The sequence below is a fragment of the Eubacterium sp. AF19-12LB genome, from assembly GCF_003479125.1.
Classification (GTDB): domain Bacteria; phylum Bacillota; class Clostridia; order Lachnospirales; family Lachnospiraceae; genus Eubacterium_U; species Eubacterium_U album.
This window is the reverse complement of record NZ_QUGP01000001.1, coordinates 189,634-213,626: the sequence shown is the minus strand read 5'-3', so window position 1 is coordinate 213,626 and position 23,993 is coordinate 189,634. Positions and strand designations below refer to the sequence as shown.

21 protein-coding genes are annotated in these 23,993 nt (G+C 33.3%); 2 read left to right on the top strand and 19 right to left on the bottom strand.

The window, feature by feature from the left end; translation table 11 throughout:
* Window positions 1–157: 157 nt before the first annotated feature.
* Window positions 158–2,155 (bottom strand): ATP-dependent zinc metalloprotease FtsH, encoded by a 1,998-nt coding sequence (ftsH, locus tag DWX29_RS00875; protein WP_118564956.1) that lies wholly within the window; start codon window positions 2,153–2,155, stop codon window positions 158–160.
* Window positions 2,156–2,791: 636 nt separating this feature from the next.
* Between ftsH and DWX29_RS00870 the strand changes: the two genes are divergently transcribed.
* Window positions 2,792–4,396 (top strand): CTP synthase, encoded by a 1,605-nt coding sequence (locus DWX29_RS00870; RefSeq protein ID WP_022088876.1) that lies wholly within the window; start codon window positions 2,792–2,794, stop codon window positions 4,394–4,396.
* A gap of 342 nt (window positions 4,397–4,738) precedes the next feature.
* Here DWX29_RS00870 and DWX29_RS00860 read toward each other — a convergent pair whose 3' ends face one another.
* From DWX29_RS00860 to DWX29_RS00825, 9 genes are all read right to left on the bottom strand, one after another.
* Window positions 4,739–4,912, bottom strand: a complete 174-nt coding sequence (locus DWX29_RS00860) for a hypothetical protein (protein WP_022088871.1) — start codon at window positions 4,910–4,912, stop codon at window positions 4,739–4,741.
* Window positions 4,913–4,929: 17 nt separating this feature from the next.
* A complete protein-coding gene (locus tag DWX29_RS00855) occupies window positions 4,930–5,481 on the bottom strand; it encodes a 3H domain-containing protein (protein ID WP_022088864.1) in 552 nt (183 codons plus the stop codon).
* A gap of 105 nt (window positions 5,482–5,586) precedes the next feature.
* Complete coding sequence (gene nadC, locus DWX29_RS00850; RefSeq protein WP_022088863.1) at window positions 5,587–6,441, bottom strand: carboxylating nicotinate-nucleotide diphosphorylase; 855 nt, start codon at window positions 6,439–6,441, stop codon at window positions 5,587–5,589.
* Between the two features lie 69 nt (window positions 6,442–6,510).
* Window positions 6,511–7,809, bottom strand: coding sequence for an L-aspartate oxidase (locus tag DWX29_RS00845; RefSeq protein ID WP_118564954.1), 1,299 nt, complete (start codon window positions 7,807–7,809; stop codon window positions 6,511–6,513).
* A gap of 95 nt (window positions 7,810–7,904) precedes the next feature.
* Window positions 7,905–8,813, bottom strand: coding sequence for a quinolinate synthase NadA (nadA, locus tag DWX29_RS00840; RefSeq protein ID WP_022088861.1), 909 nt, complete (start codon window positions 8,811–8,813; stop codon window positions 7,905–7,907).
* A 24-nt stretch (window positions 8,814–8,837) separates the two neighbouring features.
* Window positions 8,838–8,966 (bottom strand): hypothetical protein, encoded by a 129-nt coding sequence (locus tag DWX29_RS13010; protein WP_279218116.1) that lies wholly within the window; start codon window positions 8,964–8,966, stop codon window positions 8,838–8,840.
* A 79-nt stretch (window positions 8,967–9,045) separates the two neighbouring features.
* Complete coding sequence (locus tag DWX29_RS00835; protein ID WP_118564953.1) at window positions 9,046–10,929, bottom strand: fructose-1,6-bisphosphatase; 1,884 nt, start codon at window positions 10,927–10,929, stop codon at window positions 9,046–9,048.
* 105 nt (window positions 10,930–11,034) lie between these two features.
* On the bottom strand, window positions 11,035–12,483 hold the full coding sequence (locus DWX29_RS00830) for an aminoacyl-histidine dipeptidase (protein WP_118564952.1): 1,449 nt from the start codon (window positions 12,481–12,483) through the stop codon (window positions 11,035–11,037).
* 36 nt (window positions 12,484–12,519) lie between these two features.
* Entirely contained in the window at window positions 12,520–13,386 is an 867-nt protein-coding gene (locus tag DWX29_RS00825) for a zinc ribbon domain-containing protein (protein ID WP_118564951.1), read from the bottom strand.
* A 143-nt stretch (window positions 13,387–13,529) separates the two neighbouring features.
* On the opposite strand from DWX29_RS00825, the gene DWX29_RS00820 reads away from it, so the two are divergent.
* On the top strand, window positions 13,530–14,549 hold the full coding sequence (locus DWX29_RS00820; protein ID WP_118564950.1) for a DUF975 family protein: 1,020 nt from the start codon (window positions 13,530–13,532) through the stop codon (window positions 14,547–14,549).
* A 62-nt stretch (window positions 14,550–14,611) separates the two neighbouring features.
* Here the strand turns inward: DWX29_RS00820 and DWX29_RS00815 are convergent, their stop codons facing one another.
* The 9 genes from DWX29_RS00815 to DWX29_RS12760 all read right to left on the bottom strand — a co-directional run.
* Entirely contained in the window at window positions 14,612–15,106 is a 495-nt protein-coding gene (locus DWX29_RS00815) for a CarD family transcriptional regulator (RefSeq protein ID WP_022088856.1), read from the bottom strand.
* A gap of 128 nt (window positions 15,107–15,234) precedes the next feature.
* Window positions 15,235–15,390: a hypothetical protein gene (locus tag DWX29_RS12600; RefSeq protein WP_158562616.1), complete on the bottom strand. Its 156-nt coding sequence runs from the start codon at window positions 15,388–15,390 to the stop codon at window positions 15,235–15,237.
* A 14-nt stretch (window positions 15,391–15,404) separates the two neighbouring features.
* On the bottom strand, window positions 15,405–16,328 hold the full coding sequence (gene metA, locus DWX29_RS00810) for a homoserine O-succinyltransferase (protein WP_022088854.1): 924 nt from the start codon (window positions 16,326–16,328) through the stop codon (window positions 15,405–15,407).
* Window positions 16,329–16,693: 365 nt separating this feature from the next.
* Window positions 16,694–18,121 (bottom strand): glycoside hydrolase family 25 protein, encoded by a 1,428-nt coding sequence (locus DWX29_RS00805; protein ID WP_118564949.1) that lies wholly within the window; start codon window positions 18,119–18,121, stop codon window positions 16,694–16,696.
* A gap of 263 nt (window positions 18,122–18,384) precedes the next feature.
* Window positions 18,385–18,708: an AzlD domain-containing protein gene (locus DWX29_RS00800; RefSeq protein WP_022088852.1), complete on the bottom strand. Its 324-nt coding sequence runs from the start codon at window positions 18,706–18,708 to the stop codon at window positions 18,385–18,387.
* Complete coding sequence (locus DWX29_RS00795) at window positions 18,709–19,422, bottom strand: AzlC family ABC transporter permease (RefSeq protein WP_243053214.1); 714 nt, start codon at window positions 19,420–19,422, stop codon at window positions 18,709–18,711.
* 137 nt (window positions 19,423–19,559) lie between these two features.
* The gene (locus DWX29_RS00790; RefSeq protein ID WP_022088850.1) at window positions 19,560–20,525 is read right to left on the bottom strand and encodes a beta-ketoacyl-ACP synthase III; all 966 of its coding nucleotides are present in this window, start codon (window positions 20,523–20,525) and stop codon (window positions 19,560–19,562) included.
* 448 nt (window positions 20,526–20,973) lie between these two features.
* Window positions 20,974–23,469 carry a discoidin domain-containing protein gene (locus DWX29_RS00785; protein WP_118564948.1) on the bottom strand — a complete coding sequence of 832 codons (2,496 nt, stop codon included), beginning with the start codon at window positions 23,467–23,469 and terminating at the stop codon, window positions 20,974–20,976.
* Between the two features lie 101 nt (window positions 23,470–23,570).
* On the bottom strand, window positions 23,571–23,993 hold a 423-nt coding region (locus DWX29_RS12760), incomplete at its 5' end, for a discoidin domain-containing protein (RefSeq protein WP_199663669.1).

Here is a 23,993-nt window from a genome sequence, read left to right as displayed (position 1 = left end):
CTTTTATATTTCATTGTCCTATATGAGTGTCGCGTATCAGTAAAAGTATAGTCTTTATTTTAATTATATATTTTATGAATTAATTAATTTAATTCACTTTTATTTGTATATTATATGAATTGATTTCATTACATCTACATCAATTCATATTACCTAATTATTGATTATCATCTGTCACCTGACTATCTGCATTGTCATCGTTCTGCTGTTCTACTGTTTCACCGGCATCCTGTTGTCCTGCTTCCTGTGCCTGGCACTGATGATATATTTCCATAAACTGTTTTCCTGTGATTGTTTCTTTTTCATATAAATATTCAGCAATCTTATCGAGCTTGTCTCTGTTTTCTGTAAGAATTCTCTTTGCTTCTTCGTATTTTTCTTTCAAAAGAATCTTTATTTCTTCTTCAATTTGTGAAGCTGTCTTTTCACTACAATTTAAACTTGTACTTCTTCCTAAATACTGATTTTCTACCTGTTCAAGACTCATAAGTCCAAACTTCTCTGACATACCATACATTGCAATCATTGATTTTGCAATCTTTGTTGCCTTTTCCATATCATTTGAAGCACCTGTTGTAACTGAATCAAATACAATTTCTTCTGCTGCCCTTCCGGCAAGAAGCATAACCAGTCTTGCTTCAAGTTCGCTTTGTGACATCAAATATTTTTCTTCTTCAGGTACTGTCATTACATATCCTAAAGAACCCATCGTTCTTGGTACAATTGTAATCTTCTGTACAGGTTCTGCATCCTTTTCAATTGCTGTTACAAGAGCATGACCAACTTCATGATAAGCAACAATCTTCTTTTCTTCTGCTCCAAGAATCTTGTTCTTCTTTTCTTTACCTGCAATTACAACTTCTACAGCTTCAAATAAATCAGCCTGTGAAATCGCTTTTCTACCGGCTTTAACTGCATTAATTGCTGCTTCATTAATCATATTTGCGAGGTCTGAACCAACAGCTCCACTTGTTGCCAATGCAATTTCTTCAAGATTTACTGTTTCATCCATCTTAACATCTTTAGAATGTACTTTTAATGTTTCCAATCTTCCCTGTAAATCAGGTGTATCTACGATTACTCGTCTGTCAAAACGTCCCGGTCTTAACAATGCCGGATCAAGTACTTCCGGTCTGTTAGTTGCAGCTAAGATTAAAATACCTTTAGAAGAATCAAATCCATCCATCTCAGCAAGCAATGCATTTAATGTCTGTTCTCTTTCATCATTACCGCCACCATATTTTGAATCTCTGCTCTTACCAATAGAATCAATTTCATCGATAAATATAATACATGGTGCATTTTCCTCTGCCTGTTTAAATAAATCTCTAACTCTTGATGCACCTACACCAACATATAATTCAACAAAATCTGAACCTGATAATGAGAAGAACGGTACTTTAGCTTCACCTGCTACTGCCTTTGCAAGTAAGGTTTTACCAGTTCCCGGAGGTCCTACAAGCAAAGCTCCTTTTGGAAGTTTCGCCCCAATTTCTGCATATTTTCCGGGATTGTGAAGGAAATCTACCAGTTCAACTACTGATTCCTTAGCTTCATCCTGTCCGGCTACATCTTTAAATGTAACACCGGTTTCCTTCTGAATGTAAACTTTGGCATTGCTCTTTCCAACTCCAAATATTCCATTTTTGCCACCGGCACTTCTTTTCATCATCATGCCAAAGATAAAATAGAATACGGCAAACATAATAACAAGCTGTATTACATAGAAAATTATTTCCTGTGAACCGCTGTCAAATTGTGCCTTAAAGTTAACATCAGTATATTTTGTTTTTAATTCCTGAATCAGTGAAATATCTCTATCTTCTAAGTCTGTTGTCCAATATTTATACTGAATAAATGAATTTTCTGAACCTTTTAATGTTAATACTATTTTTCCTTTGTCAAATACTACTGTATCAACTTTGTCCTGCTCTAACAAAGCTATAAACTGATTATATGTTATTTCCTTTGTTGTTAACGCACTTGTCATATAAGATGAAAGTGACATAAATAAAAATGCAGCAACAATTGCGATTACTATAGGTATAACTGTATTTTTGTTAGGCCTGTTGCCATTACCATTATTACCTGAATTATTACCATTATTGTTGCCATTATTATTTTGATTATTATTTTGATAAAAATTATTGTCCATCTAAAATTCTCCTGTCAACTGTGTAATTGTAGTTTATTTTATCATTTTGTCTTAATTAATGCCAGTTATATAGCATATTTTTTATCTCACATACCATACTAATGTTATTTTATGAAAAAAGATTTAACAAATATTAAATTTTTATTTTTTTCATTTTCTCAAATAATCCGGTAATTATATATCACCTTTATTTTTTTCGTTTACTCAAATAATCCGGTAATTATATATGCCACTTATTTTTTTCGTTGACTCATATAATCCTGCACTTATACTTTCGATTTATTTAATTATTATCCAAAGTGCTTATTATAAAGGTTATAATTATTTATTTTAATTTGTCAGTGCTTTTTTCTTATTATTATAAACTAAAGTATGCATAATAATTACATATTTTTTGTATTTCACTATATAATCAAAAGTTTTTTTTTCAAAAATTCATTTTTTCTGATTTTTTATAGTATTGCTTTCTTATATGTTGTATATTTTAATCGTGTTTGTTTTTTTAGAAGATGAGCATTTTAATATAATAAAATAGGTACAACAAAACACTTTCAGAAATATTGTTTTAATTATTTTTCGGACTTAAATATATTTGATAAAATCAATTTTTTCTGATTGAATTATAGGAGGAAAATTATGTCAGTAAAATACGTATTTGTAACCGGTGGTGTTGTATCCGGCCTTGGCAAAGGAATTACAGCCGCTTCCCTTGGCAGACTTCTTAAGGCACGTGGATACAAAGTAACAATGCAAAAATTTGATCCATATATTAATATTGACCCCGGTACAATGAATCCAATCCAGCACGGCGAAGTTTTCGTAACTGATGACGGTGCTGAAACAGACCTTGATTTAGGTCATTATGAAAGATTTATCGACGAAAGTCTTACAAAAAATTCAAATGTAACAACCGGTAAAGTTTACTGGTCTGTTCTTACTAAAGAACGTCGTGGCGACTTTGGTGGGGGAACTGTTCAGGTTATTCCTCATATCACAAATGAAATCAAAAGCCGTTTTCACAGAAGTTTAAATGAAGAAACTGAAATCGCAATCATTGAAGTAGGTGGAACAGTTGGTGATATTGAATCACAGCCATATATCGAAGCAATCAGACAGTTCCAGCATGATGTTGGACATGAAAACTGCATTCTTATTCATGTTGCATTAATGGTTTATCTCCCTGCATCTGAGGAAATGAAGACAAAACCAATTCAGATGAGTGTTAAAGAATTACAAAGACTTGGTATTCAGCCGGACATCGTTGTATGCCGTACAGAATTTGAAATTGATGATATTTTAAAAGATAAAATCAGTCTTTTCTGTAACGTGCCTGCAAGCCATGTTGTACAAAATTTAACTGTAGACATGCTTTATGAAGCACCTCTTGCAATGGAGAAAGAACATCTGGCTGAAATTGTATGCGAAAGTTTAAATCTTGATTGTCCTGAACCTGACTTAGATGATTGGAAAGCAATGGTTAAATCAGCAAAGAATCCTACAAAAGAGGTTACTGTTGCTTTAGTTGGAAAATATATTGCATTACACGATGCTTACATCAGCGTTGTTGAATCATTAAAGCATGCCGGATATGCTGCTAACGCAAGTGTAAATATCAAATGGGTTGACTCAGAAACTGTAACAGATGAAAATGCTGCTGAAGTATTTGGCGATGTTTCAGGAATCCTTGTTCCGGGTGGATTTGGAAGCCGTGGTATTGAAGGGAAAATTTCTGCTATCCGTTATGCACGTGAAAACAACATTCCATTCCTTGGTCTTTGCCTTGGTATGCAATTATCAATTGTTGAATTTGCAAGACATGTTGTAGGATTTAGAGATGCACATAGTGTTGAACTTAATTCAGCAACTACTCATCCTGTAATTTCTCTTATGGCTGATCAGGAAGGTGTTGATAATATCGGTGGAACATTAAGACTTGGTTCTTACCCATGTAAATTAGCTAAAGACAGTTTAGCATACAAATTATATAAAGAAGAATTAATTCATGAACGTCATCGTCATCGTTACGAAGTTAACAATGACTATCGAAAGGATTTAACAAACAACGGAATGATGCTTTCAGGTATTTCTCCTGACGGAAGAATTGTTGAAATGGTAGAAATTCCATCTCATCCATTTTTCATTGCTACTCAGGCACATCCTGAATTTAAGAGCAGACCTAACAGACCTCATCCATTATTCCTTGGATTTGTTAACGCATCACTCGATAATCAGAACAAATAAATATAAACCAAAAACAGGGAAAAGCCTTCAATTGAAAGCTTTTCCCTGTTTTTTACTAACTATTGCATAAACTTCATGTCCAAATACGCCACCAAGTGTATTGGCCAATATATCATTTAATATTAAATACTCCTTCAAATATTGTGCGTATTTTTTATTTGAAAATATCTTACTTGTACTTTGATAATTTATTTCTGAATAAAACATCACACTATTTTACATTTTTATGAGCGATTTTTTTAACTTTTTTACATTTTTATGAGGGAACTTTTCATCAATTTCAACACTTTTATGAGGATATTTATTTTTTAAAATATAGATATTCCATCATCCTATAGTACTTTACTCAATAATTTCATATTGTAACATCTCATATTTAAGATTTGTGCCTTCATTTATTCCCTCTGGTAGTAAAGCTCTTGCTACCAACTTTATATTTTCACTTTCAATATCTGTTCTTTTTAAATTTGCATAGTCTCCATCAATGCTGACTACCGTATAGTAAAAAGTTTGCATTACAATTCTCCTCATCTTTATTCATCTACTCTGCTCCAGAAATCTACTGGTTCATAATCTCTTAAAGCTACCAAATATCCGCTTTCGTCAAGTTCCTTTTGTATTTCATCTAATGTTTCTTTTGAATCAGCAGATACAGTATGATAATGATATTCTGAAGTTATTTGCATAAGCGGTGTAGACACGCCACTTTCAATTCCTTCAATATATTTTTTTACATCACGACGGGACTTTATGTTCATGTCAACTTTTATGACACCATATACTTTGTGGTACACAAACACATCATCTACCACTCCGCCTAAATCTACAATAAGATTTAATTCATCAGGAATCTGCTCTGTTGTATGTTTTACTTTAAACACCCTTTTAAATGTTTCTTCGTCATTTAAAATATAACCCTTATGAGTAGAAATAATTTCGTGATTTTTTGCTCTAAGAAGTGCAATATCCTGAACAACAATCTGTCTGCTTACATTAAATTTTTCAGCTAATTCCGTTCCAGATACAGGATTTGTGCTTTCCTGCAATATTTTCAACAGATTTTCCCTTCTCTTTTCTCCGCTCATAAATTCCTATCTCCTACAATTTTAAATATATGAATGTTTAATGTCCGACTCTTAAAATTTGATATATCTAATATCAAATATATTAAGTGCCATCTCTCATGTGTCTTATATTCTGTGAAGGTTTTTAAGTGAAATATCCATAATTGGTGCAGAGTGTGTTAATGCACCACTAGAAATATAATCAACACCTAAATCAATTAATTTTGCTATATTTTCCTTAGTAACATTTCCTGAAATTTCAATTTCTGCCTTATGATTTATAACTTCCACTGCTTCTTTCATCTCTTCATGGCTCATATTATCAAGCATGATTATATCTGCTCCTGCATCTACTGCCTCTTTTACCATTTCAAGATTTTCTACTTCAACTTCTATCTTTCTTACAAATGGTGCATATTCCTTTGCTGCCATTATTGCTTCTTTGACACCACCTGCAGCACCTATATGATTATCCTTTAAAAGAACACCATCTGTCAAGTTGTATCTGTGATTATTTCCACCACCAACTCTTACAGCATATTTTTCAAATATTCTGTTGTTCGGGCTTGTCTTTCTTGTATCTAATAATTTTATTTTGCTATCCTTAAGTAATACTGCTATAGAATGTGTGTATGTTGCGATTCCACTCATTCTCTGAAGATAATTAAGTCCTGTTCTTTCACCTACTAACAAAGTTCTGATATCGCCTCTTACCTTTGCCATAAGCTGTCCTTTTTTTACTTCATCCCCGTCCTGAACGTAGAATTCAAATTCTGTATTTTCATCTAAAAGTTCAAATGCTCTTCTGAATACCTGAAGTCCACAAATAACTCCATCTTCCTTGCATACTAAATCTACTTCGCCAGCCTGTGCTGTTGGCATTACAGCATTTGTGGTTACATCTTCACTTGTCACATCTTCTTTTAATGCGCTTAATACTAATGGATCAACGCTTAATTTCAAAGTAATTGGATCGTACATTTATAATACCTCACTGTTTAATCTTTCACTTTATATCTATCATTTAATCTGATTGTTTAACTTATTTATTTAAACTGCCTGTTGTGCTTCATTATTTAATCTGTCTATTTCATCTAAAACAAGTTTTTTGTACTCTTTTGCAAGGGCATCTCCATCCTGGTATTTTGTTATATCTATGTTTTCAAATTCCTTCTGTTTTGTAGTGTTATACTGTTCTCCCATCTGGATTGCTGCTCTTTTCGCAAATACAAGACTTTCTAATAACGAATTACTTGCAAGTCTGTTCTTTCCATGAACCCCATTACATGCAGTTTCTCCTACTGCATAAAGCTGGTCCATTGATGTCTTACTTTCAAGATTTACTTTTATGCCACCCATAAAATAGTGTTGTGCCGGTACTACTGGAATGCAGTCATCAGGCACGTTATAGCCATATTCTCTACAATGTTTTACTATATTTGGAAAATGGCTTTCTAACTGTTCTCTGTCAATTGGTTTCATAGACAGCCACACAAAATCAGTTCCGTCCTTTTTCATTTGTTTTCTTATTTCTCTGGTAACAACGTCTCTTGGTTGCAGTTCATCTGTAAATCTTTCCATTTTTTTATCCAAAAGAACTGCCCCTTCTCCTCTTACTGATTCTGAAATAAGAAAACTTCTATCTGTCTCATTCTCAGTGTAAAATGTTGTAGGATGAATCTGAACATAATTTGTATTCTTAAGTTCAATTCCGTGTTTCAAAGCGAGTGCAATTGCATCTCCTGTCAAATGTCTGTAATTTGTAGAATATCTGTAAATTCCACCAATTCCACCACTTGCTAATACTGTATAATTAGCCGTTATTGTATCAAGTGTGCCGTCATCTTTCTTTACCACCACACCATAACATACATTATCTTCACATAGAATGTCCACCATTGTCCAATGTTCTTTTATTGTAACATTTGGCAGTTGTTTAACTCTTTCATAAATATGACTTGTAATTTCTTTTCCGGTTACATCTTCATGAAATATTATTCTGTTTCTTGAATGTGCACCCTCTCTTGTATAACTTAATGAGCCATCCTCTTCTCTATGAAAATCTGCTCCAAATTCAACCAAATCTGTTACTATATCCGATGAAGATTTTATCATTGTTTCTACTGCAGCTGTATCATTTTCAAAATGTCCGGCTCTCATTGTATCATAGAAATAACTGTCATAATCTTCTTCATCTGTCAACATGCACATTCCACCCTGTGCTAAATATGAATCACTATGCTCAACTATATCTTTTGTAATTATTAATATTTCTTTATCTCTTGGAAGATTATATGCACAATAAAGTCCTGAGCATCCACTTCCAACAATTACTATATCTGTTTTCATTTTACTTCACTTTCTATAAAGAGATTTTCTATTCTAAAAAAAATAAATTATATTTAATCTGTATATTTTAATTTCTTATTAACGAATTCTAATCTTTATTTTGCTAATTCAAGCATTCTTGATAATGGATAATTAGCCTTCTGTCTTATCTCTTCATGTAATTCAACCTGATTATCAAATGTTTCTAATACGTTTAACACTTTTTCAAGTGTAATCTTTTTCATATTTGGACAAATCTGTGAATCCTTAACCGGATAGAATTTCTTATCCGGATTTCTTTTCTGAAGTTCATGAAATACTCCGATTTCGGTGGCAATTAAAAATTCTTCATCTTCACACTTTGTTGCATAGTCAATAATTTCAGCTGTACTTCCTATAAAGTCTGAAACAGCTAATACATCTTCTGTACATTCCGGATGTGTTAAGACTTTAACTCCGGGATGTCTTTTCTTTGCGTCTGCAATATGCTGTGTTGTTATTTTTTTATGTACATGACAATATCCATCGTTGAATATAAAGTTCTTGTCCGGTGTCTGTTTTGCTACAAAATGCGCTAAATTGTTATCAGGAACAAAGAATATGTCTTTATTTGGTAATGCCTTTACAACTTTTACTGCATTTGATGAAGTTACACATACATCTGAATATGCTTTTATTTCTGCTGTTGAGTTTACATAACATACAACCGCAACATCAGGATACTTTTCTTTTACATTTAATATATCTTCTACTGTAACCATATGAGCCATAGGACAATCTGCTGATAAGTCCGGCATCATAACTGTTTTCTTAGGATTTAATGTCTTAGCACTTTCTCCCATAAAAAGTACACCACAGAACAAAATATTCTTCTGTGGAACTATTGTTGCAATCTTACTTAATGCAAATGAATCTCCTACATAGTCTGCGATATCCTGCACCTGTCCATCTACATAGTAATGTGCTACTATTGCAACATCTTTCTCCTGCTTTAACTGTTCAATACGTGCTATCATATTTTCCATTTTGCCACCTGAACTGATTCGCCATTATGTTTTATAGAACCAGTATTTTCCTTTCGTGTTTTCATTAGGTGGCATTATATCATCTGTCTTGTCAGTTGTCAAATCAGTTGTTAACTCATATGTCAATTCAGAACAAGTGATGGTTCTTTTCAAGTTGTACTCTTAATTTAATCTAGCTTCAAATCCGACTATATTCTTTAACCTGATTATATTTTAAAGGGCTGTTATACAGTTATACTCTTTCCTTTATTTCACCTTGTCTATAACCCTCGAGTAATTCCTCAAGTTCTTTTATTTGCTTCTTAATATTTTTTCCTATATCACTGTCTCTAACCATAACTCGTTTATCTATAGTCTCTATTCTATCTGCAGTTGATTCAATATCTTTATTTTCTTCAAGTGCCGTTTCAATACTTTCAAATGGCTGATGTGACATAAGTCTCATGCTGTGGGAATTATAAATTAATGTATATCCTGCAATACCTGTAGTATCATGATATGCTTTGCAGAATCCGCCATCAATTATTATAAGTTTGCCATTTGCATGAACCGGCTTTTCTCCTTTTGTTACCCTGATTGGCGTATGGCCGTTAATTATATGAGACATTGGTGAATACATATCAAAATCATGAAGAATCATATTACATGTTTTTTCATCTTTATAAAAATCATAATATGGATTCTTAGGTTCATTCCATGCATTTTTATCATCAATAAAAGTTCTTTCAAATGTCTTTATTCTTCTTCCTGATAGCGGAGAATTTTCACCGCACCACAAATACCACATAAAATCAAGTTCATCCTGATTATTCTTATTAAAATAAGCTTTTCTCGCCATTTTATCAGCATAATCAAGATAATCTTTTCCTTTATAATTCTTGTCATTTAATTTAATAACAGCAAAATTTCCATCCTCATCCAAAGGAACGCAGCCATGATATAACAAATTATTATTGAAACAACAATACATACTTCCTTTTGCATATAAGAATTCTATATGTTGTTTTAAACGTTTGTTATTAACATACATTCTTCGAAGTTCTTTCACGAGTTGCTTTTCTTCTGATGATAATTCGTACGGATTTTCTCTATCAACTGTTGGAAAATTAACATCATTCATCTCATATGTTTTTCCTTCAATTTCAATAGTTCCATTTTCATAATTTATTTTATGTAAAAGTCTTCTATCATCCATATTATATTCGGGATGTCTTGAAATAATCTGTCCTTCTAATTTAAATAAAATGACTGAAATTGCTTTTAATGCTGCTTTCATAGGTTCCATATCCGGGTATAATCTTTCTGCAAAAAGCGTTAAAGTTCTAAGACTTATTCCATATCCGTTTTCAAGCATTTGCATATTATTATACTGAATATTATTTCTTATTGTCGTGGCAATACACGCATCACTTCCGGCTGTTGCTCCCATCCACAAAATATCATGATTTCCCCACTGTATATCTATTGAATGGTGTTCCATCAACAAATCAAGAATATCATCAGGATGTTCTCCTCTGTCAAATACATCCCCCACTATATGCAAATGGTCTACCGCAAGACGCTTTATCAGGGTCGATAATGCTTCTATAAATTCCTCTGCATTTTTTATACTAATAATTGTGTCTAATATTTTTTCATGATAAACAATCTGATTATTGTCTTCATCTTCCTGCATATGTAAAAGTTCATCAATAATATATCTATAGTCCTGAGGCATGGCTTTTCTCACTTTAGAACGTGTATACTTTGATGAAAATTTCTTTGCTATATTAATAAGTTTTTTCAAATTATCCCTATACCAACCGTCCGTCAGTTTGTCTTCCTGCCTAAGCAAATTCATTTTTTCTTTCGGATAATAGATTAATGTACATATCTCTTTTCGTTCTTCCTTCGTCATAATGTCACTAAACATTCTGTCTACTTTGTCTCTTACTTCACCTGCACAGTTATTTAACAAATGACAAAAAGCTTCATACTCTCCATGCAAATCACTCATAAAATGTTCTGTTCCTTTTGGAAGATTTAATATTGCATTTAAATTTATAATTTCTGTACACACAGACTGTATCGTTGGGTATTTTTCTGAAAGTAACTGTAAATATCTTTTTTCGCTCATATCTGTATCTCCAAATCTTTCTCTTCTTATATAAACACAAGAAACTCTCGCTTTGACTTAATTTCAAAAAATTAAATCCTAATGCAAGAGTTTCTCTATTATCATTTATTTAAGTCTCTCTAAAGTTTTTAACAATAATTCCCATGTTCTTTCTGTTGATGCTATAGATAACACTTCTTTTGTCGTATGAATATCATGCATCTGCGGTCCAAATGAAATACAATCAAGTCCTTCTAATTTTGATGAAAAGATTCCACACTCAAGTCCTGCATGAATTCCTTCAACTATAGGTTCTTTACCGTAAATTTCCTTATATACATCTACCATAATATCGCGCACTTTAGAATTTTCAACATATTCCCATGCCGGATATTCTCCGCTTATGCTTATTTCTTCTCCAAGTAAATCCGCTAATGAGCGAATTTTTTCTATTAAATATTTCTTTTCTGAATCTTTTGAACTTCTTACTGAATAAGTAAATATTATGTCATCTTTATTTGTTCTTAACACGCCTAAATTAAGTGATGTCTGAACTAATCCCTCTACATCATGGCTCATTTTCTGTACACCGTGTGGCATATTAACTAAAGTCATAATTGCTCTAATTGTAGTTGGAACTGTTGCAACATCAAGTACCTGACTTGGAAGAACATTAGTTGTAAGTCTCATATCAGGGTCTGTATGCTTGTATTCATCCTTTATCTCTTCAAATGTTTCTTCTACTATCTGTTTTACTTTATCAACGTTTTCAGGTAATACGGCAATTGCAGCTTCACTTAATTTGGCAATTGCATTGTCTTTCTCTCCACCATTAATTGAAATAATTCTTATATCCATATTTTGAACAAGATTTAATAAGATTCTTCCAATAGCAACATTTGCATTAGCTCTTCCTAAATGAATTTCTGCCCCTGAATGTCCTCCTGTAAATTGATCAAGCTTTATTTCAAATATCTGTCCGTTTACAGGTTCATGCTGAAATGGAACTTTGCATTCTACTGTTCCACCACCTGCACAACTTACCGTAAATACTCTTTCATCCTCTGAATCAGCATTTAATAAAATTTTTCCTTTTAAAACTGATGTATCAAGTGCTGCTGCACCCAACATTCCAATTTCTTCATCTACTGTAAATACTGCTTCAATTGCCGGATGTTTAATGCTGTCATCATCTAAAATGGCTAAAGCCATTGCCACTGCAATACCATCGTCACCGCCAAGAGATGTTCCTTTTGCACTAATGTAATCTCCATTAACCTCTAAATCTAAGCCTTCTTTTTCCATGTCTTTGTTGCAATCAGCTTCTTTAACCGCAACCATATCCATGTGTCCCTGAATGATTACCGTATCCGCATTTTCATATCCTTCTGATGCATCTTTAAAAATAATAACATTTTTGCTTTCATCCTGAATATACTTTAAATTATGTTCCTTTGCGAAATCTACAAGGTAATTACTTATCTTCTCTACATTCTTTGAACCATGTGGTATCTGTGTTATCTCTTCAAAATATTTAAATACACTTGCCGGTTGTAAATTTTCTAATACTTTCATTTTATGTCATCCTTTCCTGTTGTTAAAATTCTATATCTATTCTGCTCCATCATTAGAATCTGCTGCATTATTATCATTATCCTGTGCCGCTGCATGTGTTGGTGCTACTGTAGCCGCCTGTGTTGGCGCTACTGTTGTTGGTGCCACTGTAGGAGCCTCTGTTGTTGGCGCCACTGTTGTTGGTGCTGCCGTTGTTGTTTCTTTAGCTTTCTTTGTTTTCTTTTCTGTAGTCTTTTCTTCTGTTGTTGTTTCCTTCTTGTAAGTTGTTACAACTGTTGCTTTTGTTGTGTATTCTTCTGTTGTATATTCTTGTGTTGTTGTCTCCTGAGTGGTATTTTCGGTTTCTTTAGCATCTTTATTTCCACCTGTCAGATTATTTGCAAGAATAATTACAAGAACAACTATAAGTATTGCTGCTACTGCTAATGCTAATGCAATAATACTCATCTTTTTATTCTTATTGCTCTCTCTTAATATTTCTAATTCGTCTTCTTCTATACCATCATCGTCAGTTTCTCCGTAAAACAGGTCTTCTATAACTCCTGCTCTCTCCTTCTGAGCATTTTCCGCTTCATCATCAAACTGAAAATCTGTAGTGTTAAAATTAAAGTCATCAACTTCCTGAGGTTCTATGTCCTCAAATTCCATAGCTTTATTTTCTTCAAAAATCTTTGTATCAGCCATGCCTGATAAATCCTGAGTTTTAGATATATCATCTTCTTCTACGTTAAAGATTTTTGTCTTGCCTTCATCCGCATTAATTGCATCCGATAGTTCCTCTGTTTCTGAGAAATCGATATCATCTAAAAAAGTTTTCTTAGCATCTGAATCAACTGGCGTTCCACATATATGGCATGTCTTCTGCCAATCTGCCAATTGAGTTCCACAATGTTTACAATACATATGTACATATCCTCCCTGTGTTTTAAATTAAGCATCCATATATATATACGAAAAAAAATGCTATTTTATTTATTTCTTTTTTGTTTTGTATTATAATAACACAGTAACTAAATTTTATAAATACATTCGCAGGAGATTATTTTATGTGGAACAGAATAGAACTTAAAGCAGCTGCAAAGCAAAGATTTCATTCTAACTATTGGCCATCAGTTGTTGTAGCTGTTATCTTATCAATTACATTGGGAACTTTTTCTTTTGGAAACAGTTTCTCTAACGCAACTTCTGATAATTATTATAGCAGTTCAGATATTAATAATATACTATCTGATTCTCCTATTCCTGACTCATCATATTCAGATATGTCAGCATACATGAAGAATTACATATCTTCCATTTTCCCAGGAGTAAATGTTAATACAATACTTCAAGGACTCTCATATATAATATTAATAGTTGGATTACTTTCAATACTTTTAAATGTTTTTGTATTTAATCCTTTGCAGGTTGGGTGCCAGCATTGGTTTATTCGTTCAAGAACTGAAGACAATTATAATATTGGTAGTGTAGGATTTACATTTAAAGAAGGATATGGAAATGTTACAAAAACAATGTTCTTAAAACAGCTTTACACATTTTTCTGGTCATTGTTATTTGTCTTTCCCGGAATCATCAAATCCTATGAATATCGTATGATTCCTTATTTACTTGCTGAGAATCCATATATGAGTACAGATGAAGCATTTGCAAGAAGCCGCTCTATGATGGATGGTGAAAAATGGAATGCCTTCGTTCTTGATTTGTCATTTATAGGTTGGAATATTTTGTCATCATTAACTTTAGGTCTTGTCGGTCTTTTCTATGTGGCACCATATCAGGCATATACTGACATGGAATTGTATGTAGCTTTATGTTCAAAACCTAATAATGGATTTACCGGAACAGGTTATAATAATTATAACGGTTATACCAACGCTAATGGATTTGATAATAATTCAGGTTATGGCAGTGGTTATAATAACAATGGATATGGTAATGATTATAATGGTCATAGTTCAGGCTTTAGTAATAGTTATGACAATGGCAACTATAATAATGACAATTCAAATTATGATAATAGTTCAAATGACTACGATTACAACAACCATGATAATTTAGATGAATAGATTATGCTTATAAAATTTTAATATTTTTAGAATAAAAATGACCATCAAATGATGGTCTTTTTTTATAGGTGGTCAGTTATGTACTGTTCCACATTGTCCTTTTCAATATCTAAAGCAATTGAAAATTCTTCATATAGATTTTCTTTTGCTTCTTTTAAATATCTGTCGTCAACATATGTAATTTTCTTTCCCTGTTGAACTCTTTCCTTATTACGCATATGCAATGTCTTAATAATTCTAATCCATTCAACACAATCACATGACGAAATTGCTTCTTTATATTTAGCCTCTCTAAGTCTTTCATTGTTAATCCACAACGGCTCAATACTTTTAATCTCATTTACAATATCTTCCGCCTGATCTTTTGAAATAACTGATCTCATTGTTACCCTGTTGTTGTCTACAGGATAAAATACTTTACTCTGTTCAGATTTCATTGGTACCAAAACATAATATAACTTATCTTTGTCGGCACCCGATATCTCTAACTTAGTAATGTCATCAATCTTACAAACCCCATTTCTGCCGTGTACAACATATTCTCCTATTTTAAACACTTATCTCACCTCTGACTTTTCTTTTCGGCTATGTATTTATTATACTCCTTTAACCGACAAAATGTCATAGGCATAATAAACAAACTTTAACACGCTAATGTTTGTTCATTATGTTAACTATTTAAACTCTACACTGACTCACCATTGTCAAAATCATCATCTTCTTCACCTTCATCATCTTTTTCTGCTAAATATCTGATGTAAGCCTGTTCTTCTAACTTTTCATCGTCTTCCATTATTCCGTTTTTATTTTTATCAAATTTCTTATCATATGGTCCAAACATACAAACCTCCCTATTTACTCATTTTTAACTGCATTTACATCATACGGTGTTGTCTGATATACATAATAATTTAACCAGTTTGTGAATAACAACTGTCCTGCTGAACGCCAATTAACAACCGGCTCTTTTGTTGGATCATCATCAGGGAAATAATTTACAGGAACTTTAGGATTCATTCCCTTTTCCGTATCTCGTATATATTCTAATTTTAAAGTATCAGCATCATATTCCGAATGGCAAAATACAAAGAACTGTCTACTATCCTCGCTTTTAACAATTGCTACTCCGGCCTCATCCGATTCTGCCATCAATTCAAGTTTAGGTTCCGCAAGAATCTGCTCTTTTGTAATTTCAGTTGCTCTTGAATGTGGAGCGTAAAATACATCATCAAATCCTCTAAATAGTGGAGCATTTTTCTTAAGAATATGATGTTTATAAATTCCTGATAGCTTAGGTATTCTGTCTCTCTTTCTAATACCATAATGATAATAAAGGCCCGCATAAGCGCCCCAGCACAAATGGAATGTACAATGTACATGTTTCTTTGACCATTCCATTATCTTGCATACTTCATCCCAGTAATCGACATCTTCATAATCTATAAAATCAAGTGGTGCCCCTGTGATAATCAATCCATCATAAAAATGATCTTTTACTTCATCGAATGATTTGTAAAATTCATCTAAATGACTACTGTCTGTATGCTGCGATTTATATGTTACTGTCTGTAAAAATTCCACCTGAATCTGTAATGGAGTATTAGATAATTTTCTTAAAAGCTGTGTCTCAGTTACAATTTTAGTCGGCATTAAATTCAATACTAAAACATTTAATGGTCGTATATCCTGAGTCATAGCTCTCTGCTCTGTCATTACAAAAATATTCTCCTGCTCTAAAATATGCTGTGCAGGCAAATTCTGTTTTACTTTAATAGGCATCTTTCTTCACCTCTATCAAATTCATATGTAATATAAAATGACGTTGGGGGGGTCTAAAGCCTCCAACTTTAATTCCTACGAATTGTTTCGTGCTATGCACTCCCACAATCCTAGCATCATAAAACTATATTATACCACAAATCTATTATATCCACCAATAACATTTAGCTAATTGCCATACAAAAAATTTACTTCTTCTATAAATGCTTCAAATGTAATTCATCCCATATAATTTAGATATGCAATATGGCAATAAAAAATGTGCTTCAGTTTTACTAAAACCAAAACACATTTTTTACATTTATAAATTGCAAAATTACTTTCATTATTTATTATTACTATATAACAAGTAATTTATTCATCTTTTATTTTCTTCTTACAGTTACTTTAACTTTTAATTTCTTGCCACTCTTAAGATTTACTGTAATTGTAGCTTTTCCTTTCTTCTTCTTCGCTTTAATAACACCTTTCTTATTAACGGTAGCTATTTTTTTATTAGATGATTTATAACTTTTTACTTTATCGCCTGCTGATAAATTTGATACTCGTATTCTATTATATTTTCTGCGGAATCTTAGTGTAACCTTTGTTGTATTTAATTTTCCTGTAGGCTTAAGTTTTTTCGTCTCTTTTGTCTGTAATTTTCCACATACACTACAAATTCTTACTTTAGTTCCTTTTGCAAATATAGTTGCACTTTTTGTAGTTACCCACTGTGAATAAATATGTCCGTCTTCTATACAATCAAACTGCATAAGGAAATTCAAATCTGCATTTCCATTTACTCCGGGAACTTTTCCGGTTGATGTTGATTGCCATATCTGGTAAGGCTTTGTATATGAGCATGCCGAATTATATTGTGCTACCCACTTTGTCCATTGATTAAATCTGCTATCTGTAAGTTTATTTGTCCACCAATTTAGATTTGCATAAACGCCTGCCTTATAACCTGCTGCAATAGTCTTATTAAAAAATGCTGTAGCAAAATTTCCTAACTGCTTTGGAGTAAGTCCGTTTTGTGATGAATCTTCATAATCTATATAAATAGGATATGTTGGTTTTGCGCCTGTAGATTTAATTAATCTTAAAACATGATTTGCTTCGCTCTTTGCATCAGACTTACTTAAAGCATACGAATATATGTAAATTCCATAAGGAATATTGTACTTCTCACATCCTGCAACATTTTGTGCAAAATATTTGTCATCCTGACTTGTTAAATTGTTTCCATATCCGCAACGGATAATAACAAAGTCAACATCCGATTTACTAACTTTTTCCCAATCTATTTTTCCCTGATGATGACTTACATCTAAACCTTTTGCAACAGCGCCTGTAATTTGCTTTAATTTGTCATTATAGAATTTACCGTTACTTTCTCCCCATGCTGTCTTTTTTGATGTTGTTGGTGCTTCCGTTGTTGGGACCTGTGTTGTTGGGGCCTGTGTTGTTGTCTCTACCGTAGGAGCCTGTGTTGTTGTTTCAGTTACAGGCTGTGTTGTTGTAATATCTGTAGTTGATGATTCCTGTACTGTAGAAGTTTCTGTTGTACTTGTCTCTTTTGTACTTGTCTCTTTTGATGGTTCTGTAGTTTCCTGTGATTCTTTTGTTGTTTCCTGCTGACTACCATCAACAGTCACCGGTTCTTCTTCAGCATTTACCCTTACTGAATATTTATTATTCTGATTTGTTTTTGCCTGTGCCTTTACACTTGTAAAATTAAATGGCACCGTCGTAGCAATTAGTGCCGCCACAAGAAAAACGGCTACTTTTTTCTTTGCTTCTGATTTCATATCTTCTCCTTTTATATAGCATTGTATATTTGACTCAAATTTATATTGTAACTAGCATATACTTTACAAACTCTCTTGTAAAATATCGATTTCTCATCACTTTTTCAATTTTACTGTATATATAAATTATTACAATAGACTGCGCTAAATTTCAGAATTTTTGCCACACTTTTGTTAACTAAAAACACTTTCTTTATTTGAAATTAACAACTGTTATTCCGTATTTTTTACTACGCATTATCATAACTCCGATATTTTTTTCCTTATAGTATATCTAATATTTTTTCAGCAAATTCTACTACAAACACTACTACGCAACTGATAACTGCCACCTGAAACAGACTTCTTCCCCACCATGCAAGTGCAACTGCAGTAATAAGTGCTATGATTGCAGATAATGTACTCTGCGTAGAATCCAAAATTGCCGGGAACGTCATTACTGCCAATGTTACATATGGGACGTAATATAAAAATGACTTTAATGTCTGATTTTTTATCTCTTTTCTTATTAATGTAAGAGGAAGCACTCTTATCAGATATGTAACAAGTGCCATTGCAAATATGTAAATATATATTTTACTGTTCAATTATTTTTCCTCCTTTACAGGGAACAAAATTGCTGCTCCAAGTGAAATTACTACTGTAAGTATTATTATTTTCACACCACTTGATATAGCTGAAAATAATGCTAATTTATTAAATATGTAACTTGCGACAAAGCTGATTATTATCAATACTGCAACTATTTTATTCTTTCTCGCAGGAGGTATGATAACTGCTATAAACATTCCATATAAACCTACGCTTAATGCACTAACCACTGAAATAGGAAGAAAATTTCCAAGCACTACGCCAAATACAGTTCCAAATACCCATGCAGGTGATGCAACTGCTGCCATTCCGAAATTATAATATGGGTCTAATTTCCCGTCTGTCAGTATTGACACTCCAAATATTTCATCTGTTATAAAATATCCCATTATGAGCCTTTTCCAAATTGGTGTGTCTGCCGGGATTTTCTGACTCAATGCACATGACATAAGCAAATATCTTGCATTTGCAACCGCTTCCATAACAACCATTTCTATTAAACCTGCATGAGCTGCAATCAAAGTAAAGCAAATATACTCTCCCGCTGATGCATGAAGTCCAAAACTTGTTAATCCTGCTTGAAATGCTGTAATTCCTGCTTTTTTCGCCGCTATTCCTAATGTAAATGCCACAGCCAGATATCCCATGGCTATTGGTATTCCATTTTTTATTCCCCTTACAAATTCTTTTCTGTGTGTATGTTGTTCCATTTTACCTAATCCCATTATTTCATTAAATTACTGTATATAAATTATGTAATGCCACGCCCTTCGGTCGGCGGCTATTCGTCGGAAACTTTTAGAGAAAATGAACTTCGTTCATTTTGTTTCCTCCTGGATAAAAAACTTTACCACTGTATAAGTGCCGCTCCCCAAGTTAATCCGGCACCAAATCCGGCAAGTAAAATCAAATCGTTTTCTTTAATTTTTCCTTCTTTATTTACTTTATCTAAAAGTATCGGTACGCTTGCCGCAGAAGTATTTCCGCATGTATCCAGATTTACAGGAATTTTGTCCATAGGTATTTTCTTTCTCTTTGATATAGAAGTTAAAATTCTTAAATTTGCCTGATGAAGCACAAATAATTCAACATCATCTATATTCTTTCCTGCCTTATTTAGGACTTCATCTATGCATTCAGGAACTTTTTTTACTGCAAATTTGAATACTGACTGACCTTCCATTGAGACATATCCCGGTGTCAAATCTCCTTTCACAATAGGATTATTGTTTTCACGTCCTTTGCACGCTAATACATCTCCGCCTGCTCCATCTGCGCCCTGTATTCCTGCTAAAATTCCCGGTGTTTCGCTTGCTGCAACAACTGCTGCACCTGCTCCGTCACCAAATAAAATACATGTTCCCCTGTCATTCCAGTCTACGATTTTTGACAAAGTCTCCACTCCAATTAAAAGTGCATTTTTATACATGCCCGTTTTTATGTACGCATCTGCTGTATTGAGTGCAAATAAAAATCCTGAGCATGCTGCATTTATATCAAATGCAGTTGCATTTACAGCCCCTAACTCCTTCTGAACGCTACATGCTGTACTAGGCAAAAGATTATCTGCTGAAACAGTTGCTACTATTATTAAATCTATATCCTCAGGTTGCAAATTTGCATTTTCAAGTGCATCCTTTGCTGCCATTGATGCCATAGTAACCGTAGTTTCGTCTTCGACTATATGACGGCTTTGTATTCCTGTTCTTTCCCTGATCCATTCATCATTTGTATCTACAAGCTGTGCTATATCATCATTTGTTAATACTTTTTTTGGAAGATAACTTCCTGTTCCCACTATTTTTGTATACATTTTTCTCTCCATTTTAATATTCAATTATGTCTATTCATTATCTGTCCCGAAGCCTGTTGATATTAACGAAAGAACGCTCGCGCTGCTTGTCCCTCGTAGCGGTTCTAACGTTTTGCCATATGGTCTGACTTTAGAACCTTTGGTTCTAATCATTCCACATGGCAAAACATTGAACCGACGGGGACAAATGCTCTTTCTCTTAATATCAACAGGCTTCGGGGCAATATATAAATCATTGTTAATTTACTACTATATGGAGTATAGAGAATATTAATTTCTTTGTCAAATTAAAATACCCCATTTGGGTAAATTGTACTCTGCCCAAATGGGGTGAAGGATAAGAAATTATTTTATAAGATAATTAAATTTCTTCCTATGATTTTCAAAGTATTATTTGGTCAATGTCAATAATTGTAACACCGGCATTATCCGTTTTTTCTGCAAAGCATTATTTTGTTAACACCTGCATTTCCCACAATGAATATCCATATGGTAAACCTCTCTTAACACCCTGCATTCTTACATATCTTGCATTTACTGTGTTAAATGTAATTGTATCTATACCTCCGTTCTTTCCTGTTACATCCTTTACTGTTGTCCAGTTATTTCCATCTGTTGATATTTGGATTTTATATGCTTCTCCATATGCTGCTTCCCAGTTAAGTACAACTTTACTAACTGCATATGTCTTTCCTAAATCTACTGCAATCCATGCATTATCTGCAAAATTTGATGACCATCTTGTATCTTTATTTCCATCTACTGCATTACTACCTGCAAACTCATTATTTTCATTTCCTGAAGTTGTAACATTTTTGCCCTTAGCTACATTAGTCGCTTCTTCTTTTACTATTTTCTTAGTAAATACAATATCTCCAATATTAACTGCTCCATCAACTGAACTAATTGCAATTGTGTGTTCACCATTTGATAATGTCAGCTGTAAATTGTGTTGTACAAATTCTGTCCAACTTGTACTTCCTATAACCGGTACATTTATCGCATTTGTTCCATCAACTTTTACTGTAATGTTCTTTGCATTATATTTTACATCTCCTGCTGCTAAACCTATATTTACCTTATACGTTCCGTCTTCTGCATTAACCTTATATTCTAATGAAGACCCTGACACAAGATTTCCCACATAATTTGGTGTTGTTGATGTATTCTTTGTTATTCCTGATGTAGCACTTGCATACTCAGTTGCATTAATTGTTCCCGGAATTTTCTTTGCTGTTTCTGTTACTGTCTCTCCTCCACTTGATTTCGAAAGTCTCTTTTCAAGCTGATCGTAATAAAGTGACTGTGGATATAATGTTGCTCCTTTTCCAATTCCTTCTTTATAGTCTTCCGGTGCTGTATTTACAGTTCCATACTGTGAAGACATTGTTGTAGGTGTTGTCTTAACATTTGTAGCAGCACCTTGAGTTCCTATAATATAACCATTTCCAAACTGTCTTGAATCAATAATATAATTCATTCCTGACTTATAATAATTTCCTTTTGTGTTCCAGAAAACAGTTTCTGTTGATGTATAACCATGTCTGTTTCCTGCAGTGCCACCATATGGTCTTACATTTGATTCAACAAAATCACCATTAAGTTCTTCATTATCAATTAAGTTAGACATACTTAAATACATATGGAAATCACTTCCGTATTTTGGATTTGTTGATGTATAATGATAAATTACATTTCCACTTGTATATGCATATTTAAATGAAAAACTATGTCTTGCACTTGTTGATGAGCAATTTTTAATTAATGCTTCCTGTGAACAAACATTCATTCCATAACCGTTTCCGCCACCACCTTCATACTGTGGATGACTGAAATCACAGCTGTCAATTGTAATGCTTCTGCACTGGCTTAAATCAAGTCCGTTCGAAATCATATGAATTTGACTTGCATTTTCTGCCTGATATGTAGAAATATTCTTTGCAAAACAGTTTACATTTAATGCAAATTTAATCAAAAATGCATTATTTGCATCATATGCTCCTGTTCCACTTGTCTTATAGTCTTCCTCTCCCCAGCCATTTGTCTTGCTGTTGGCTTTATTTCCAATGGAAAAGTCTGTCAATCCTACATTCTGCTGCTTTGGAGTTACTTTATAAACTCTGGCATTGTCTCTTGTTTTCATATAATATCTTGTAGGGATATCAATTGTAATTGTCTTACTATTCTTATCTACTGCTGTTATCTGTCTATAAAATGTTGTTCCCATTGTTGTAGGATTTACACTTGCTGACCAGAATCCTGACATCTGATGTTCATTAATCCATGCAGCTGTTCTGTCACTTCTGATAATTACCCAATCACCAACTTTTAAATTTCCAACATTACTCAAATAAATTTTATTTGTTGGTGTTTTTGGTATATCCTGTGACAAACTATAATAATTTCCATCGTCAGCACTATTCCATGTACCACCATTTGGAGATACATTAATAACCTGACTATATCTCATATTTTCCGCATAGCATCTTATAAAAGTCTTTCCTTTTCCTGCTCCTTTAAATAAGATGTTGCTGTCTTTTATTCTTAAAGCTGCTGAATTTGAAGTAGTTGGCTTTACCTTGTATGTTCCTTCCGGAAGATATACTGTTCCACCACCTGATGCCTCAACAGCGTTGATTGCATTTTGAATTGCTGATGTTGAGTCTTTCGCTCCTGTACTGTCAGCTCCATAATTTACTACATTTACATACATTCCACTCATCTGAGTTGGAACTTCTTTTTCACCTTTTTCATATCCTGCATATGAAAAATCCTGTAAAAACTGTCCGCTACTGTTCGTGTATCCGGGTGTCCAGTTACTCGGATATAAACTACTTCTCCATGTGTCTGCTCCTTTTACCGAAGCTGTTCCGTTAATTGTTCCTAATGATGCGGTAACCATCATTAAAGAAAGTGCCATTGACACTAACTTTCTCCTGTTCATTTTTTACCCTCCAATTTTCCTAATATAATTATATAAAAGAGGCCCATAGCCCTTTTTCATGCCATGAAGCCTCTTTAATACCTGTCCTTTAATCTAGTATTTTACTTTCCGTATACCTGCATTTCCCATAATGAGTATCCATACGGAAGTCCTCTCTTAACACCCTGCATTTTTACATATCTTGCATTTACTGTGTTAAATGTAATTGTATCTATACCTCCGCTCTTTCCTGTTACATCCTTTGCTGTTGTCCAATTCTTTCCATCTGTTGATGTCTGAATCTTATATGATTCTCCATATGCACCTTCCCAGTTAAGTACAACCTTATCAATTGCATATGTTTTTCCTAAGTCAACTGAAATCCATGCATCATCTGCAAAATTTGATGACCATCTCGTTCCTTCATCTCCATCAAATGCATTTGCTGCTGCCATTGCATCTGTCTCTGCTCCTGATGTTGATGCTGTTTTTCCTTTAGAAACTACGCCATATTCTGCAGTTTCCTTAACAGTTGCATATACTTC